General features: G+C 57.2%; 18 protein-coding genes and 4 pseudogenes. 16 read left to right on the forward strand and 6 right to left on the reverse strand.

Annotated features, from left to right (window positions below):
* Positions 1–6 precede the first annotated feature (6 nt).
* On the reverse strand, positions 7–1,470 hold the full coding sequence (locus FBZ97_RS27975; protein WP_145324614.1) for a hypothetical protein: 1,464 nt from the start codon (positions 1,468–1,470) through the stop codon (positions 7–9).
* A complete protein-coding gene (locus tag FBZ97_RS27980) occupies positions 1,415–3,979 on the reverse strand; it encodes a hypothetical protein (protein ID WP_145324616.1) in 2,565 nt (854 codons plus the stop codon). Before FBZ97_RS27980 ends, FBZ97_RS27975 begins: the two co-directional genes overlap by 56 nt.
* Before the next feature lie 475 nt (positions 3,980–4,454).
* Here FBZ97_RS27980 and FBZ97_RS27985 point away from each other — a divergent pair, with 475 nt between their 5' ends.
* The 4 genes and pseudogenes from FBZ97_RS27985 to FBZ97_RS28000 all read left to right on the forward strand — a co-directional run bounded on the left by FBZ97_RS27985 (position 4,455) and on the right by FBZ97_RS28000 (position 5,886).
* Complete coding sequence (locus tag FBZ97_RS27985) at positions 4,455–4,745, forward strand: type II toxin-antitoxin system prevent-host-death family antitoxin (protein WP_145324618.1); 291 nt, start codon at positions 4,455–4,457, stop codon at positions 4,743–4,745.
* On the forward strand, positions 4,742–5,119 hold the full coding sequence (locus tag FBZ97_RS27990; RefSeq protein WP_069610762.1) for a PIN domain-containing protein: 378 nt from the start codon (positions 4,742–4,744) through the stop codon (positions 5,117–5,119). Before FBZ97_RS27985 ends, FBZ97_RS27990 begins: the two co-directional genes overlap by 4 nt.
* A 12-nt stretch (positions 5,120–5,131) precedes the next feature.
* On the forward strand, positions 5,132–5,380 hold the full coding sequence (locus FBZ97_RS27995) for a prevent-host-death family protein (RefSeq protein WP_113396292.1): 249 nt from the start codon (positions 5,132–5,134) through the stop codon (positions 5,378–5,380).
* Positions 5,377–5,886 (forward strand): annotated as a pseudogene (locus FBZ97_RS28000) (tyrosine-type recombinase/integrase). Before FBZ97_RS27995 ends, FBZ97_RS28000 begins: the two are co-directional and overlap by 4 nt.
* A gap of 161 nt (positions 5,887–6,047) precedes the next feature.
* Here the strand turns inward: FBZ97_RS28000 and FBZ97_RS28005 are convergent.
* A complete protein-coding gene (locus tag FBZ97_RS28005) occupies positions 6,048–6,953 on the reverse strand; it encodes a LysR family transcriptional regulator (RefSeq protein WP_145651045.1) in 906 nt (301 codons plus the stop codon).
* A 95-nt stretch (positions 6,954–7,048) separates the two neighbouring features.
* Between FBZ97_RS28005 and FBZ97_RS28010 the strand changes: the two genes are divergently transcribed.
* Entirely contained in the window at positions 7,049–7,378 is a 330-nt protein-coding gene (locus FBZ97_RS28010) for a nuclear transport factor 2 family protein (RefSeq protein WP_145324620.1), read from the forward strand.
* Positions 7,375–8,163 (forward strand): SDR family oxidoreductase, encoded by a 789-nt coding sequence (locus tag FBZ97_RS28015; protein WP_145324622.1) that lies wholly within the window; start codon positions 7,375–7,377, stop codon positions 8,161–8,163. Before FBZ97_RS28010 ends, FBZ97_RS28015 begins: the two co-directional genes overlap by 4 nt.
* A 22-nt stretch (positions 8,164–8,185) precedes the next feature.
* Here FBZ97_RS28015 and FBZ97_RS28020 read toward each other — a convergent pair whose 3' ends face one another.
* Complete coding sequence (locus tag FBZ97_RS28020) at positions 8,186–8,995, reverse strand: SDR family NAD(P)-dependent oxidoreductase (protein WP_069610766.1); 810 nt, start codon at positions 8,993–8,995, stop codon at positions 8,186–8,188.
* 47 nt (positions 8,996–9,042) lie between these two features.
* On the opposite strand from FBZ97_RS28020, the gene FBZ97_RS28025 reads away from it, so the two are divergent.
* Together FBZ97_RS28025 and FBZ97_RS34855 are read left to right on the forward strand one after the other, a co-directional pair.
* Positions 9,043–9,441 carry a helix-turn-helix domain-containing protein gene (locus tag FBZ97_RS28025; protein ID WP_145324624.1) on the forward strand — a complete coding sequence of 133 codons (399 nt, stop codon included), beginning with the start codon at positions 9,043–9,045 and terminating at the stop codon, positions 9,439–9,441.
* A gap of 122 nt (positions 9,442–9,563) precedes the next feature.
* A pseudogene (locus FBZ97_RS34855) lies at positions 9,564–9,749 on the forward strand (hypothetical protein); the annotation flags it as partial.
* Positions 9,750–9,863: 114 nt separating this feature from the next.
* Here FBZ97_RS34855 and FBZ97_RS28035 read toward each other — a convergent pair.
* Positions 9,864–10,694, reverse strand: coding sequence for an alpha/beta hydrolase (locus tag FBZ97_RS28035; protein WP_145324626.1), 831 nt, complete (start codon positions 10,692–10,694; stop codon positions 9,864–9,866).
* Positions 10,695–10,835: 141 nt separating this feature from the next.
* Here FBZ97_RS28035 and FBZ97_RS28040 point away from each other — a divergent pair, with 141 nt between their 5' ends.
* Together FBZ97_RS28040 and FBZ97_RS28050 are read left to right on the forward strand one after the other, a co-directional pair.
* Positions 10,836–11,852, forward strand: a complete 1,017-nt coding sequence (locus FBZ97_RS28040) for a GlxA family transcriptional regulator (RefSeq protein ID WP_145324628.1) — start codon at positions 10,836–10,838, stop codon at positions 11,850–11,852.
* Positions 11,853–12,034: 182 nt separating this feature from the next.
* The gene (locus FBZ97_RS28050; RefSeq protein WP_145651042.1) at positions 12,035–13,306 is read left to right on the forward strand and encodes a cation:proton antiporter; all 1,272 of its coding nucleotides are present in this window, start codon (positions 12,035–12,037) and stop codon (positions 13,304–13,306) included.
* A 127-nt stretch (positions 13,307–13,433) separates the two neighbouring features.
* On the opposite strand, the pseudogene repC reads toward FBZ97_RS28050, so the two are convergent.
* A pseudogene (repC, locus tag FBZ97_RS34860) lies at positions 13,434–13,544 on the reverse strand (replication initiation protein RepC); the annotation flags it as partial.
* Positions 13,545–13,658: 114 nt separating this feature from the next.
* Here repC and FBZ97_RS28060 point away from each other — a divergent pair.
* The 6 genes and pseudogenes from FBZ97_RS28060 to FBZ97_RS28090 all read left to right on the forward strand — a co-directional run bounded on the left by FBZ97_RS28060 (position 13,659) and on the right by FBZ97_RS28090 (position 16,185).
* Entirely contained in the window at positions 13,659–13,856 is a 198-nt protein-coding gene (locus FBZ97_RS28060; protein WP_145323710.1) for a hypothetical protein, read from the forward strand.
* Positions 13,857–13,913: 57 nt separating this feature from the next.
* The gene (locus FBZ97_RS28065; RefSeq protein ID WP_145323708.1) at positions 13,914–14,561 is read left to right on the forward strand and encodes a hypothetical protein; all 648 of its coding nucleotides are present in this window, start codon (positions 13,914–13,916) and stop codon (positions 14,559–14,561) included.
* Between the two features lie 108 nt (positions 14,562–14,669).
* Positions 14,670–14,975, forward strand: a pseudogene (locus FBZ97_RS28070) (type II toxin-antitoxin system RelE/ParE family toxin).
* Positions 14,968–15,261 (forward strand): addiction module antidote protein, encoded by a 294-nt coding sequence (locus FBZ97_RS28075; RefSeq protein ID WP_069610770.1) that lies wholly within the window; start codon positions 14,968–14,970, stop codon positions 15,259–15,261. The pseudogene FBZ97_RS28070 and the gene FBZ97_RS28075 overlap by 8 nt, the downstream one beginning before the upstream one ends.
* A gap of 173 nt (positions 15,262–15,434) precedes the next feature.
* Positions 15,435–15,755, forward strand: coding sequence for a hypothetical protein (locus tag FBZ97_RS28080; RefSeq protein ID WP_197044230.1), 321 nt, complete (start codon positions 15,435–15,437; stop codon positions 15,753–15,755).
* A gap of 118 nt (positions 15,756–15,873) precedes the next feature.
* Positions 15,874–16,185, forward strand: a complete 312-nt coding sequence (locus FBZ97_RS28090; RefSeq protein WP_069610771.1) for an addiction module antidote protein — start codon at positions 15,874–15,876, stop codon at positions 16,183–16,185.
* Positions 16,186–16,209: the final 24 nt, after the last annotated feature.

Raw genomic sequence — 16,209 nt, forward strand, 5'->3', positions numbered from 1 at the left:
TACGACCTACCTTGAATAGGAGCTGGGCCTAGGAAGTCCACCACGAATAACGACCACCGCGATGACGACGGCAGAATTGCCGACTTGATGTGAAAAGATATCGATATCCTTTTCAACATCTCCGATAGGCGAATTTTTAGCACAGGAGTCTAGTACCGAAAGGATCGCAATCTTCTTGCCGAGCCCCAACGCATAGGCTGCCGTCTGATCAAAATAATTCTCGAAGTCTTTAGGAGAAAGGACCTTGCTGTTTTCGACCTTCAACTCGATAGGGACATGCCGGAATGTCAAATCGGTGATTCCACCTGCAGCAGCCGGATGGCCGTTGAGCTCGGAACCAATATCCGGACGCATCCGTAGCCGCGCGGTCACCTCCTTTTGAAACTCGCGCTCAGTGGTGTCCGCCTCAAAGATGGCGTCTTGAAGTGCTGACGCAGCAATGCTTCCAAAACCGCCGAGAATGACCATCGCGTTCGCCAGGTCATCCACGTTCAATCCGGCAAATGACCGGAGACGATCGCGAACTTTCCGAAGGTGTCGGTCTACGTTGGGAAAACCGGTCAGCGGATTTGCATCAACATCGGTTCCCTCCAGCAGCAAGCGCCGGTGACCGACGATCTCCACCTTGTGGTGACCCTCCCGATCGTTGAACTCAGCAGCGTAGAGAAACTCATAGGGCCTCGACCCGAATGAGTTGGCGGTCTCCAGCACCGCTCTCCCAGTTCCAGTCAGCGTAAACGGCCCACCGCCGTCGGGCTTCGAGAAGAGAAACTTCGGCAACCAGTCGCGCTCGCGGCTATCCAATGTCACTGGAACCAGGGACAATGTGGTTGCGCCCTGTGGCCAGTTCGACACCCGGACCTCTATGGATAAATCGTAGGCCGTCCGGGGTTTGAGATAGTTCCAGTGTTTTGCCGGCTGACCGTCGATATCAAACCTAAGGAAAGCTACTGTAGTGTCGATCTCATTTGATGTGGATACACCGCCAGGCGCCCGAACATAATCGGGAAGCGGCTTCGGAATCTTAGCAAAGAGCAGAGGCGGAAGACTCCAACCGCTGAGACGCGCTTGCAGGTCATCGAGGTCGGCTGGCGTCTGGACATTATCCACCTTTGCTAGGAAATCGAGCAATTTATCGACTTGAGCAAAACCTGCATCCCGATCGATTTCCGAGGCCTTCATTTTCGCCGCGGCCAAAAAGCGATACGATTCTGGCTCGGCTCGGCGGATGGCTTGCTTCCATTCTGCCAGAAGAGCAAAAAGACCAGACGCCATTCCATATGCGCGATACTGATCCTCCACGTCTCCGTTCCCGATCGCAGAAATTGTAGTGTCGAATTGTAGGCAAGCCTCAGCTAATCGATCCGATGCTCCTTGAGAAGCACTCAGTGCCTCGGAGATGGCAGAGGCCACGTTAATCCGGGATGAGAACGTGCGGCGGAAAGTTTCGAATTCGGGCTCGTTCTTCAATCTCGGTCTCCAGCTCTGCTTCAGTTCTGCTCCATAACGCGATCAATTCGGCGGAATCCTCACGGTTGGCGACCGCGTTTTCGATCGCGACGGCAACATCAACGAGTGTCAATTGAAGCCGCCACATTTGGGTTCGATCTTCGGTGGGAATCCCCGCCAATAACGCTTGGGCGCAATCACGAGCGGTCGCAAATCGTGTGGCCCTGCTCAAAGAAAAAATCAGGACGAGTGCTTCCACGATATCTTCGGGCTCAATTGGCGTAATCGCCCGAAATGCAGCTATGATCTCCTCCGTACATTCTCGTAATTGCTCCAATGGCGCTCTCAAAATTGCACTGATGCAATCATCGATACTTATCGAGCGAACGTAATCGTCGCGCCACGCCTTCAATATGACCTTGAGGAATCCCGGCGCCTCACCAAGGTGTTGGTTCAAATCTCTAACTGCAGAATACAGCGCATCGCCCTCGAGCCTCACAAGCAGGTTTGAAAAATATGCTCCATAATTTCCCTTTATCTGTTCCTTGGTCAGACAGAGAAGTGCGAAAACATCAATACAATCCACCAGAAACTGCTCTCGTTCACCATCTTTGGAATAGTGGTGGATCAGATTCCGTAATGGAACAGCGAGCATTGAGCGTTTATCGTTTGGAAAGAAGTTCCTCCGCAGGGCGCGAACAGCCCATTGATGAACGATGACGTAACGGTCGGTAAGAAGGACAGCAAATGCTTCAAAAAAAAGGTCGGGAAAGTTGATTTCCAAGGCGGAGGGCACATCTTCCCACGCCTTAGCCGCACTTGCACGCACAAGCGCACTTTCGTCCATCAATGCCCGATACCAATCAGACAAGACCGGACTGAGGCTTTCAATGCCTGACAGCAGTTTTGAGACATGGACGATCATATTCCCACGCATCTGTGTCTGCCCTTCCGGCATCCGACGGTAAAGATCGAGAAAGTCACCCACTCCCTGCTTGCCCTTAGCTTTTGCGCCTAGGGCGGCCCAACTGATCAACGCGCCCTGCAATGTGTCGATCGAACTGCGTTGGTTCCTCCGCTCCATCATCGCAAGAACTGTGTCGGGGATTTCCAGCGTGCTTTGTTCTTCGAGCCGCTCGTACTTCGCGCTTAGAGTTGCGGCGGCGCCGATAAGTTCATCGAGATTTTCCGCCGCTAATTGCTCGAATTCGTCCCATGTATGTCTAAAGAACTGCGCCGCCTCACTTGTCGGGGACTCAGGCGTATCAACGGCGGCCCAAAGCAATCTTCGGAACGCGATCTTCTGAGGATTTCCGATCTTGGCCGTTTCACCGTATTTGTGTTGAAGTACAGAACGATAGGTCCTGTATGCTTCCCCCTTACCGATATCCTCATTGTCCCGAAGAAAGGATTGAATAATTGCGTCGGTTTGTTCCGGAAGCCGCTCGAGGGCTTCAGAAGCCGCCATTCTAAGATAATAGAGTATGCTGCTGTCACGACGTTCCTGCGGTAGCAAACGCTTTCGACGCATCAGTTTTCCAATTAGGCTGCGGGCATGTTTCTGAAAAAGCTCATCGCTGCCTATACCGATAATCATCTCTGTGGCAGCTTCGAATTCCGCAAGATTCCCGCTAGTGATAAACGTTGCAATGTTATTGCAAACGTCGGCTGGCCGGGCCTCAAATAAAGCTTGTATTGGACCGCGATCATATTCTCGCTCCTCCGCACCGATTCGCATGCCCGGCGGCAGAGGATTTGCAAGTGAAACAAAGCGACGCAGAACCGTTGCAAGGCTATCACAGTCCAGATTAGCAGATTCCAGAACCACGAAGTCTACGACGTCTTTCGACTCCGCATAGTTTTGGATCAACCGTACCGCGATTGCGAGCTTCTCATTTAACTCCACCTTTGCCCTGAAAAGCGCCTTTGCGGCGTGGACCGAATACGGGCGATTTTCGCATGTCGCCGCCGGGAGCAGATAGTCGATGACCTTGCGGCCGAAACTCTCAGGTGCGAGGTTTGCGAGCTGTTCGAGCCTTGGGTCGGTGTGAGAAATTTCGTCGCTATCCAGCTCGTCAATGAGATCGAGCACGAAACCCTCTTCCAAAGACAAGTCGTTTCTTAATTCTGCGCGGACTTTCTTTCGTTCCGACTGCTCCTGTTTTCGCCGCTCAAGTTCCTCTTGACTTTGAATCGCGCGTCGCTCTGCTTCTTGTTCCCTAGGGCCGATGAACTCCATAATATTCGGGAGTCCAACCGCCACTCGCTTGTCGCATCCCTTACAGTTGGCTAGGTAAAATCCATAAGCCGCGTCTTCGAGCAGCCACGTGAACATGGAGTTTGCTTTCGAAAACTTGCAACGAACACCCATGTGCCCGATCGGAAGGCCGGTCGTTGCCTCTATCATTCCCCTGCCTCCCATGCGGGCAAACTCCGCATGAAGACACCAATTGCTTAGAAGCTTGGTAGCTTTCAGATTTCGCCTGCCTGCATCGACTGCTTTATTATAGTCGATTTCAAAATCTTCCATGCGAGAACGCTCCTGCATCGGGAGATGTATCGCCAAGATCGACTAGCCGATACGCGACGATTTTCGAAAAAATTATATCAAACTTGTCACCGCATTCATCTGAGGCAAGCCCGAGAAACACCTCAAAATTGTGGATTGCGATCACCTTTTCGCTCGACCGTGCACACATCAGAGGGGGTCCAATCACGGATATTTACATATGTCCGAAATCATCGACGCGGCGCGAGACTACTGCTCTCTTCCTCCCAGTGATCGAGAGCGCGTACCTAATTCCATCATATTAACTATATGAATTAACGATATTCTTTCACCATAGTGAATCGAAAGGCAGTATTGCTTCCGTCCGCCATACATCATTTGGCTCTGCCTCTTACTATCGATAGGTTTCAGGTATCGATAGTGATAAGTACAAATGCCTTGTACGCGAGCATTCACGCTGCTACAGTAGCGTCAAAAGCCACTATCGGAGCGCACAATGCCCCAGACCAGCTACAAGATCAGCGATGCACGCAAGAATTTCGCCGAGGTGCTCGAACGAGCCAACCGGGGTGAGGAAATTGTTATCATGCGCGGCAACGAAGTCTACGCGCGGATCGGCCCGCCCGACGGTGGCAAACGCCCGTTCGGCCTGTTGCGCCAGCGTGGCCTGCCCGACAACCTGTTCGACGATGTCGATACTGAGCAGGCGGCGATCGATGCCGGCGACTTCAACGACGATGTCGGCGTCTGGCAGGGCGGACCGGCCGAGCGCGAGCCCAAGCCGTGAAGGTGCTGCTCGACAGCCACGCCGTCTACTGGTGGACGATCGGCAGCGACCGGCTGTCGGGCACGGCCCGGGCACTGATCGAGGACAAGGCCAACACCATCCTCGTCAGCGCCGTCTCCTTCTACGAGCTCGACAACAAGATGCGCCTGAGGAAACTCGACCTGAAGCCGCAGGAATTGCGCGCCGCAGTCATCGCCAGCGGTTTGCAGACGCTCGCCATCAGCGATCTGCATGCCGAGCTGGCGGCAAGCTTCGACTGGGATCACCGCGATCCCTGGGATCGCATTCTCGCCGCCCAGACACGGCTGGAACACTGCACCTTCTTGTCGCTGGACGTGGCTTTCGACACGGTGCTGCACGAACGGGTCTGGTAAGGGGCAATAGCGATGAAGATTTATGCGGATATTCCCGAAGCGGCCGAACGATTCGAAGAGCTGGTGGATCTCGCACGGCGCAATGACGAGATCGTCATCTGCCGTGCCGGGCAGCCTATCGCTATTCTCACGGCGATCCCGAAGCTGGGTCAAAGCACGATGGATGATTTCCTGGCGCTGGCAGCCGCCGGTCGCCCGGCAAACGGTGATCAGACTTCGAACCACGACGATCTCTATGACGAGAACGGACTGCCGAAATGAGCGGCGCGTCATCAACTTCGGTTGAAAGGCGTGCCGAGGAACTCGATGCGCTCGACGCCATCCTGCCCTTCGCCCGCCGCGATCAGCTGGCAACGCTGCTGACGGACCAGGATGTCGCCACCCTCAAGTATCTGGCCAAGGAAGGCATGGGCGCCAATACCCTTCGCGCCCTTGCCTCCGATCTCGGCTATCTCGAAGCCTGGTGTTGAGCTTTCCACCGGCGCTCCCCTCCCCTGGCCGGCGCCGGAAAGCCTGCTTCTCAAATTCATCGCCCATCATCTCTGGGATCCCGGATGGGGCACCGTCTCTCGGCGTGCGCTCGATCCGCAGTCGGTCATGCGATCCTGAAGCAACGGGCCGAGATGGCTGGGTTGGAGCCTATGGAATTCTCGGCACACGGGCTGAGGTCTGGGTATCTGACAGAAGCCGCCAATCGCGGCATTCCCCTTCCAGAGGCAATGGAGCAGTCCAAACATCGCTCCGTTCAACAAGCCTCGAGCTACTAAAACAGCGCGACCCGGCGCAGCGGTCGGGCCGCGCGGCTTCTCTGATGGCCGAAATCACCCATGACCTGTCGCTGGCCGTCGGAAAATCGGGCGCAAAACCGCGGATTTTTGGGGTGAATGCCAAACGACCTCGGTGCCTCTGTCGCGCAGCAGGCTCAAGGCTACGCGAGCCGTCCGGCCGCGTAATCGCGCGCGAGCGCGATAAACGCCTGGAAGGCCGCGGAGGAATTCCGCCGATTATAATAATAGAGGCACAGCGGCGCGAGCGGCGGTGTCCAATCTTCGAGAATGCGCACGAGCCGTCCCGCCGCGATGTCTTCGCGGACATCGGCTTCCATGAAATAGCCGATCCCCACGCCGCTCGTCACCGCGATCCGCGCCAGAGATGCTTCATCAAGAGTGAGCGGCCCCTCGACGTCGAGCTGCAGTTCTTCGCTTCCCTTCTCGAACCGCCATCGGAACAATGCGCCATCGGGTAGCCGCACGCGAACGCAGGGGTAAGAGACCAGATCCTGCTGCACCTGGGGGATAGGCCTGTTTTCGAAAAAGGAGGGCGATGCCGCAACCGCCATGCGTCGCATCCGACCCAGCGGTATGGCGATCGCGTCGCTCGGCACCAGATCCGCGCTGCGCACGCCCAGATCGAACCCCGCGGCCACAACGTCAACAAGCCGCCCCTCGGTGACGATGTCGATATGAACCTGCGGATAGAGCTTCAGATAGCTCAGGACCAGCGGCGCCATGATCTCGCGGGCCGCCGTCGCGAAGGCATTGATGCGCAAGATGCCAGACGGCGTCTCCTGCTGCGAGCGCGCCGTATCCATCGCTTTTTGGATGCCCTCGAGCGCCGGTTTGATCTGTGCGACGAAGATCCTCCCCGCATAGGTGAGCGAGACGCTGCGCGTGGTGCGATTGAATAACCGCACGTCAAGATCCCGTTCGAGCTTGCCCACCGCGTTGCTGATGGCAGTGGTCGATATGCCGAGTTCGAGCGCCGCCGCTCGAAACGATCCGCATCGAACGATGGCAAGAATCGCCTCAAGTTCGATCAGCGAATGGCGAGTCATTGTCCCGATTTTCGTAATACCCCATGCCGATTTGTCTCGCTTATCGGGCGAAAAGTCCATCGCTAAGTTTGCTCATCACCATCAAGGAGATGAACATGTCAATGAACCTACCCAAGCCGATTGCCGAATATATCGAGGCAAACGCCCGTCTCGATATCGACGGCATGATGAAGCCCTTCCTGCAGAAGTCCGTCTTCATTGACAACGGCAAGCGTTACGAGGGGCTGGCTGATATCCGCAAGCTACTCAAGGAAGAAGCGATCGCGGTTAAGGCGATCTTTGAGCCCGACACTGGTCGGGAAGAAGACGGCGATGTCGTGCTCGAAGGTCCCGCTCACGGCGACTTCCTGGGCAGCCCGCTCCGCTTCACCTATCGCTTCACGCTGGAGAACGACGGCATTAAGATTCTGGAGACCACGGTATGAGCATCCACGCAGATCCCAACGAGTTCGCTGGCAAGCGCGTACTCATTAGCGGTGGCACCAAGGGTCTTGGCCGCGCCACCGTCGAGCGGTTCCTGGCCGGCGGCGCCCGTGTCGTCACCGCCGCCCGCACGATCAAGGATCCTATAGAGGGCGTAGACTACGTGCAGGCGGACCTGACGACCGCGAAGGGTGGCGAAGCGTTTGCCAGGGCAGCGCTTGAGCGGCTGGGCGGTATCGACATCCTTGCCCAGGTCATCGGCGGCTCGGCTTCGCCGGCGGGCGGCTTCGCCGCGCTGACAGACGATCACTGGCTCGCCGAGCTGAACCTCAACCTGCTGGCGACCGTCCGGCTCGATCGCCTGCTGATCCCGCAGATGCTGGAGCGGGGCAAAGGCACCGTCGTGCATATCACCTCAATTCAGTCCGTTCTGCCGCTGCCGGAATCCACGACAGCCTACGCCGCCGCGAAGGCGGCGCTCAGAACCTACAGCAAGTCGATCTCGAAAGAGCTCGGTCCCAAGGGCGTGCGGGTCAACTCCGTCTCGCCCGGCTGGATCATGACTGAGGCCACCGCGGACTTTCTCGAAATGCTCCGGAAGGCCAATGGCGGCACGATTGAGGACGCGCGGCAGTCCGTGCTTGATGCCCTGGGCGGTATCTCGATCGGGCGCGGAGCCGAGCCTGAAGAGGTGGCCGACCTTGTCGCCTACCTTGCCTCCGACCGTGCTGCTTCGATCCAGGGCGCCGAGTTTGTCATCGATGGCGGTACGATCAAAACGGTCTAAAGGCGGCTGACACCGCGAACAATCAAAGTCCCGGCCACATCCCGCCGTCGAGCCGTAGGTTTGCTCCCGTGATATAGCTCGCACGCGGGCTCACGAGAAAGGCGATCGCATCGGCGATCTCCTCAAGCGTTCCAACCCTCCCCATCGGGACTTCCGCAAACATCGGCAGCACGATCCTCTCGATTTCGGTCCATGGTGCGTCTGGCGCAAGGCCCTGCCCGGCGCCGACCTTTCTGAAGCTTTTCTCTAATCTGTCGCTGTGAATCGTTCCGGGCGATACCGTGTTCGCTGTAATGCCATTCATGGCGACCTCCTTTGCCAAGGAGGCTGTCATCGCAATCATAGCCGCCTTGGCGGCACCATAATCGGGCCTTTTCGCGGGGGCCATTATCGCCGCCATGCTGGAGATGTTGACGATTCTTCCCCATTTAGCGGCGCGCATGTTTGGTAGAAGCCGAGCGGTCACCCTTACAGCCGCCAGCACGTTTCGGTCGTACCCAGATGCCCATGTTTCCGGGCGAGTGGTGGTCCAGTCTTCAGGTTCACCGGAGCCGCCTGCATTGTTGATCAAGATTTCGACGGGCTTAACGAAAGCCTGCGCATCGTTGACGAGCCTTTGTACGTCATCGTCGTTCGTCAGGTCGCCAAAGACCGCATAGGCGCGCCCACCCTGGGTGACGATGTCGTGGGCGACTTCTTCGGTACTCGTTTTGTTACGACCATGGACGATGACGATAGCGCCCTCACGCGCCAAGCCCTTGGCAATTCCTTCGCCGATACCCTTGCTGCTTCCTGTGATAAGCGCAATTTTTCCATCAAGTTTCAAATCCACCTGGCAATTCCCGTGCTACTGCGATGTGCTGATAAGAGGACAAGACGATGAACGAGGCAATTACGCACTTTAAGGTGCCTGTCGAACGAGAACCGAGGGAGGCTTGCCTCGGCCCTGATGGATCGGTTGCACATGTGACCAGAATCCTTCGAATGATCACCGGTCGTTGGAAGCTGCCCATCCTGTTCCGGCTGTTTGCCGAGCCATCGATGCGAGCGTCACAGTTCATGCGAGACATCCCGGACATTTCTCAGAAAATGTTGACGCAACATCTTCGGGAGTTGGAGTACGACGGCCTTGTCGCAAGACGCGACTTTGGTGAGCAGCCGCCCCGAGTCGAATATGGTCTTACTGTTGCTGGCCGTGGGCTCATGCCGGTCTTGATGGCGATGCGGGAATTTTCGAGGCACCACCCGAAACGTCAAACTGACGATGATGAGCGCTGACGACCACAAATGGCGCCAAAGGGCAAAGCCTCTCGGCCCAATTCTGGCATTGTAGGTCGATCTCGGTTCAATTCAATCGAATCTCCCGAGCATTTGGAACACGAAGATTGGTATGGCAGTCGGGCTTGCGATCAGGCCATCTGACCGACGCCGCTAACCGCGGTATCCCTCTTCCGGAGGCGATGGAGCAGTCGCGGCATCGCTCCGTGCAACAAGCCTCGAGCTATTACAATAGTGCGGGCAGGCGCAGCGGCAGGGCGGCGCGAGTGCTTCGATCTTTGAAACTCCTTCTGAGCGAACGAGGCTAGCCGTTCTGCAGCATCCAGACGAGCGCACGGCTGCGTTCTCTTGAATTCTTCACGGTCCAAATCCGCAAGGGCGTCGCCACCTGCGGCGCCCTTGCGTTATGTTACCCAGGCCAGTTAGCCGGCAATGAAGGCAAGAAGATCCGGATTGATGATCTCCGGGTGCGTAGTGCACATCCCATGCGGCAGGCCTTCGTAAGTCTTGAGAGTGCCGTTTTTAAGCAGGGCCGCCGATTTCGGAGCTGAGTCCTTGTAGGGCACGATCTGGTCGTCGGTTCCGTGCATCACAAGCACCGGCACGTCGATCTTCTTCAAGTCTTCGGTGAAGTCGGTCTCAGAGAACGCCTTGATGCAGTCATAGTGTGCCTTGATGCCCCCCATCATACCCTGGCGCCACCAGTTATCGATGACGCCCTGGTTCACCTTCGCACCCTCGCGATTGTAGCTGTAGAACGGCCCGGCGGGCACATCGATGAAGAATTGTGCCCGATTGGCGGCGGTTGCTGCACGGAAGCCGTCGAAGACCGTAATAGGCAGGCCTTCAGGATTGGATGCCTTCTGGACCATTACCGGCGGCACGGCGCCAATTAACACGGCCTTCGAGACACGCCCTGGCTCAGCACGGGCTACGTAATGCGCAACTTCGCCGCCACCCGTTGAATGGCCGATATGGATCGCGCCCTTGAGATCGAGTGCCCTGACCAACTCCGTGACGTCTGCCGCGTAGGTGTCCATTTCATTACCTTCCCAGGTCTGGCTTGACCGACCATGACCACGACGGTCGTGGGCGATGACGCGATAGCCCTTTTCGAGGAAGAACATCATCTGGTTATCCCAGTCGTCGGCGCTGAGCGGCCAGCCATGATGGAAGACGAGGGCCTGAGCATTCTTCGGTCCCCAGTCCTTAAAGAAAATCTCGGTACCGTCGGTAGTTTTGATAGTCGCCATATCCGTATCCTCCTTAGCTTTCAACGGGGGAACCAATTCCGCCCCGTGGTTGAATAGTTACCGCAGCTGCGGCATGATCGGGATCGGCAGAACGGACATTTGGCAGGCCAAAACTGACAATCAGAAAGTCGAACTACTATCATGGACGAGGCTATCGAACCCGCGCTTCAGGATCGGCAAGGCCCTTCAGTCAGGGCAGCTGAGGTCGGAATCTTGTTGTATGGCGGATGCCAAACAGCCATGGTCCATGGGCTTACTGATATGCTGATGACCGCGAGTAGCTTCTCCGGCGCACGCAATGGCCGAACTTTACGGCTGACTCACTGGGCAGTCAGCGGAAAAAGTTTCGAGCGCACCTTCGATACCCATGCCGGTGGCGAGGGCCTCCCGGATATTATCGTCGCGCCTGGCAGGTTGTCGGGCCCAGTTACGGCCGCCGAAGCCGCTCCGCTTGCGCTCTGGCTTTTGGAACAACACACGCGCGGAGCCGTGTTGGCGTCGAACTGCGGTGGCGCGTTTGTCTTGGCCGAGACAGGCTTATTGCGGGGCCGCCCTGTAACGACGCATTGGCAGTTTGCAGATCTTCTTCAGACGCGCTTCCCCGATTTACGGGTCGAGCCTGAAAAAATCGTGATCGACGATGGTGATATCGTCACAGCGGGAGGATTGATGGCATGGACCGATCTAGGCATGCGGCTGATCGACCGTCTGTTGGGCCCAAGCATCATGGTCGAAACCAGCCGTTTCTTTCTGGTCGATGCAGGCGGACGGGAACAGCGCCACTATGGGAGTTTCGCACCACGCCTCACGCATGGCGACGAAGCCATTTTGCGCGTCCAACACTGGTTGCAGGCGAAAGGAGCACGCGCCATTTCTGTGACCGATATGGCGCGCGAAGCCGGGCTTGAAGAGCGAACCTTTCAGAGGCGCTTCAAAGCCGCAACGGGCATCAAGCCCACGGAGTATGTACAGTGCGTCCGTGTCGAGAAGGCCCGCGAACTGCTGCAATTTACAAAACGTACGGTCGACCAGATCGCTTGGTCGGTTGGCTACGAGGACTCTACGGCTTTTCGACGAGTGTTTAATCGGCTTGTTGGGGTGTCACCGGGTGATTATCGTCGGCGCTTTGGTGCCGGCACAGAAAAGGCGGCCGCTTAGCATATACTAGCCTGCGGCCGTTCACTGCCTGCTTTGGGCCTTGGCTGATCACGAGCCGCAATCCAAAGGTTCTTTCTGCTTTCTGCGCCAAGATCCTCGAGGAATTTGAGGGAAGGAAAACATCCACAGCAGGCCCGCAGCGTCTGATCTTCCTCCGGCTGACAAGCCTGTAAGTAGAGGACATAATGGACTACGTCGTCACGCTGTTCATCTTCGGAGTGGTGGTTCTTCTGACGACATGGTTGCCGCTGGCCTTGAAGAGGATTCCGCTATCGCTGCCGATCTGCTGCATCGTTATCGGCATACTCCTCTCGCTGTCGCCGTTTACGCCGCTGCCGCAGAGGAACCCGCTGGAGAATGTCGGCTGGGCCGAACACCTGACGGAACTGGTCGTCATCGTCGCGTTGATGGGGGCTGGTCTGAAGATCGATCGTCCGCTGGGATGGAGACGCTGGATGGTGACCTGGAGGCTGCTTGGCGTTGCAATGCCGCTCTCCATCGCCGCCATCGCGTTTCTCGGCTGGGCTCTGTTGTCCTTACCCCCCGCTTCGGCGCTTCTGCTCGGAGCTGCGCTCGCGCCAACCGACCCCGTGCTTGCTGCCGATGTCCAGGTCGGGCCGCCGCAGACTGGCGAGGAGGACGATATCCGCTTTGCGCTCACCTCCGAAGCCGGTCTCAATGATGGCCTCAGTTTCCCCTTCGTCATGGCCGCGATCGCAATAGCCGGCGCGTCATCTCAAATCGACTGGATCGGCCATTGGCTCGTCGTCGACGTTCTTTGGAAGCTCGTCGCAGGCACGGGCATGGGCTGGCTCGCCGGGCGGGCGTTGGCCCATCTGACGTTCCGATTGCCCAAGGCCGGGCAGCTTGCGAAAACGGGCGACGGGCTCGCCGCCCTCGGCTTCACCTGCGTTTCATACGCTGCCACCGAACTGGTCGGCGGCTATGGCTTCGTGGCCGTCTTCATCAGCGCGTTGACCTTGCGCAGCGTCGAAAGGGGAAGCAGCTTCCACGGTGAGTTGCACGACTTCGGCGAACAGATCGAGCGGCTGCTGATGATGGTTCTTCTCGTCTGTTTCGGCGCTGTGCTTGCCGAGGGCACGCTCCTGGCTCAGGCCGATTGGCGTGTTGTCGTCGTTGCTGTCATCGTGCTGGCAGTCATCCGGCCGCTCGCGGGCTGGATCAGCCTGTTCGGCTGCCATCAACCAAAAGCGGAAAAGGCGATCATCGCCGTGTTCGGCATCCGCGGCCTCGGGTCGATCTACTATCTCGCCTTCGCAACCCAGAGAGCGAAATTCGAACACGTCGAAACCCTATGGGCGACTGTCTTCACGATCATCCTGATTTCTGTTGTCGCCCACGGGATTGCGGTCACGCCCATCATGCGCTGGATCGACCGCGAACGTGGCGTCGACAGCATGCGGCCGATGAAGGGCACCCGAGCAAATGATTGATCCCGCGTCACGCAAGAAGGTGCCAGCCGGAAACTTTTAAAATTCCACATGAATTCAAAGGCTTATTATATAACTTCGGTGACTGCACGGTCCCTCGTATTCGCGCGGAGGCTTTGCTTGGCACCGAATTCGCTCTCAAGAGAGCAAATAGCATCGGACCCAACGAAAATTCCCCTCGTCTCGCCTTTGCAGTGAGATCCCCGAGATAGCCGCCAGCCGAGTTGATGTGCCCGGCACGCATCGTAGATGCAGCTGATCGCAATTACTGCGCCAGCCTGCCCCATTATCTCCAGACCTCCTCATAGGCTGACGGGCTTATGCGCCCGATGATCTTGCCCGCGCTGGCGCTATCGTGTCGCTCGATTACAGCGGAAACCCTGTGATCTATCGCGGCTATGTTCGACCGGACGAAGCCAAGGGCGGTGAGAATGGTTCGGAGGACGCCGAGAATGATGCGGATGCGGCTCGGGCAAACGAAGCTGCCGCGCAGGCTCCCGTCGCTCCCGTGCTAATCCATTCCGCAACGCTGATCGAAGACCTGACGGTATAGAGCACCGCCGCGCTCCGGCTCGAATTTGCTAGCAACCATCGTGTCGCGCTGGCGAGCGTGGTTCACGCCCTGCTGCTGCAGACGGTTCTCACCCATTCGCGCGATTACAGCTGCCTCGAGATTGTACTCACCAGCAAGTCGCTGGAAGCCAGCATGAAGGCACCGCAGAACAACCTCGCGATCGCGGGACTGGCCGAGCTAGCGGAGCGCTTTGGCGATCAGGTTCCCGGCAATCCCGCCAATCTCTTTGAGTGGTGCCTTGAGCGCGATCAGCTTGAGCTTGTCGAATTGCTGGCTTTCGCCGCGTCCCATGCGATCGATGCCGTGAAGGAAAAGTACGATTTCCGCAAGACGCAGCGAGCCCGCGCCGAGGCATTGGCAACGGCTCTCGATTTCGACATGAGCAAATATTTCGAGGCGACGGCGGAGAGCTACTTCAATCACCTCACCCGCGATGGCATCGAAACCGCATTGACAGAAATCAAGGGCAAAGAGTTCGCAGGCGGCATTGCCCGCATGAAGGAGGCCGAAGCCGCCGCCTATGCCGAGACGCAGGCCAAGGGAACCGCATGGCTCCCCTCTCCTATCCATCCTGCCGTTCCCAAGGCGAACGAAGGCAAGGGTGGTGTGCTGGCTGTCGAGGCAGATGAGGACAGCGACTACGATGCAACAGACATGATCAACGTCCCCGAGGCGGCTGAGTAACGCCAGCCGTCGACGGTCGCAGCGTCTCTCCGCTACGACCGGGTGTCTATCGCTTAATCACACAAGCATTCCGCTTGCAAAATGTAGTTTATAGACTACATTACAGGCATGATTGAACTGAAGCAGACGCCGACTTTCGCGAAATGGGAATCGCGCCTACGGAACAAACGAGCCAGAACCATGATTGCAGCCCGGTTGATGCGACTGGCCGAGGGCTTGGCCGGTGATGTCGAGCCAGTTGGTGAGGGCGTCAGTGAACTGCGAATTCACTAGGGCCCCGGCTACCGCGTCTACTTCCAGCGGCGGGGCGACGTGCTGATCATACTGCTTTGTGGCGGGGACAAAGGATCACAGACCCGCGACATCGCCAACGCAAAAAAATTGGCGAAGGAATGGAGTGAACAGGATGAATGAAAAGCTGACCACTTACGATCCGGCCGCTGCGCTCGTTGATGATGAGGAAATTGCAGCTTTTATGGCCGATGCTTTCGAGACAGGCGATGCTGCCTATGTTGCCAAAGCCCTCGGCGTTGTGGCCCGCGCCAAGGGCATGGCCGAGATTGCTCGAAAGACGGGGCTATCCCGGGAACAACTGTACCGCTCGTTCAGCGAACGCGGAAACCCAACGCTCAAAACAACGTTGGCGGTGATGCGCGCTCTCGGAGTTGATATGACTGCCAAGGCTCACGGCGCTCGATAAACGTTTCTCGACGGATCGAAAAGCGTCACTTCTGCCGCATCGCAGCAAAACATTAGATCCCGAATGATCTATTTATTTCATATCGGTACAGGTACAGATTATCCATGCCAAGAGTGGTGAATATCTATGCCGTGCTATGGGTTGTCTGTCTCATCGTCAGTTCGGGAGCAAGTATGGCGGCAAGCAATCAACCTTTGGAGAGTTCTGATAATGGTACGCTCGCGGAATTGATGCGCCGGCCCAATCCCGACCACCTAGTCATTGTGGCTGTGCCGTCACTGTCTGCATTGCTGCTGAACGCGGAGAAGTTGAGTGGAAAGCCACTGACCCAAAGTCAGGTGGAAGCAGTGCGCGACAGCGCTGCCGCCATTGCTGTGCCGACGAGCGCCGCGGAAGCTGTAGAAGAGAGGCGTGGCTACAAGGATGTTGATTTTTCCCATGTCTGGGAGGAATGGCAGGTCCTTCGCAGGCAGTTCGATCAATCTAAGCCGTGATATCGTTTGTATTTGACCTATACGGGCCGCACCTTGGTCATTCGTTTATGTGGCGGCGACAAGTCCTCGCAGACGCGCGATATCGCCCAAGCGAAGAAAATGGCGAAGGAGATCTGACATGGTGCTAGAAACGACCCGCTTTGATGTTCTGGATTACCTGAAAACGCCGGAGGAGCGCTTCGCTTATATCGAAGCGGCTTTTGAGGATGGCGACCCCTCCCTGATCGCTCATGCGCTTGGCGATGTTGCTCGTTCTATCGGCATGAGTGCTGTTGCCAAGGAAGCAGGTGTAACGCAGGAAGCGCTCTATAAAGCCCCGAGCGAGCACGGCGATCCGAAGCTTTCGACGCTGATCGGTGCCGCCAGAGCGCTCGGCGTGAAACTCTCCGTGTCGCTCGCGTCGTCGGACGAGCCATCGAAGGCGGCTTGATTACGAGGTGGCGTGAAGGTTTCC

Source organism: Rhizobium sp. ERR 942 (genome assembly GCF_007828395.1).
GTDB lineage: Bacteria > Pseudomonadota > Alphaproteobacteria > Rhizobiales > Rhizobiaceae > Rhizobium > Rhizobium dioscoreae.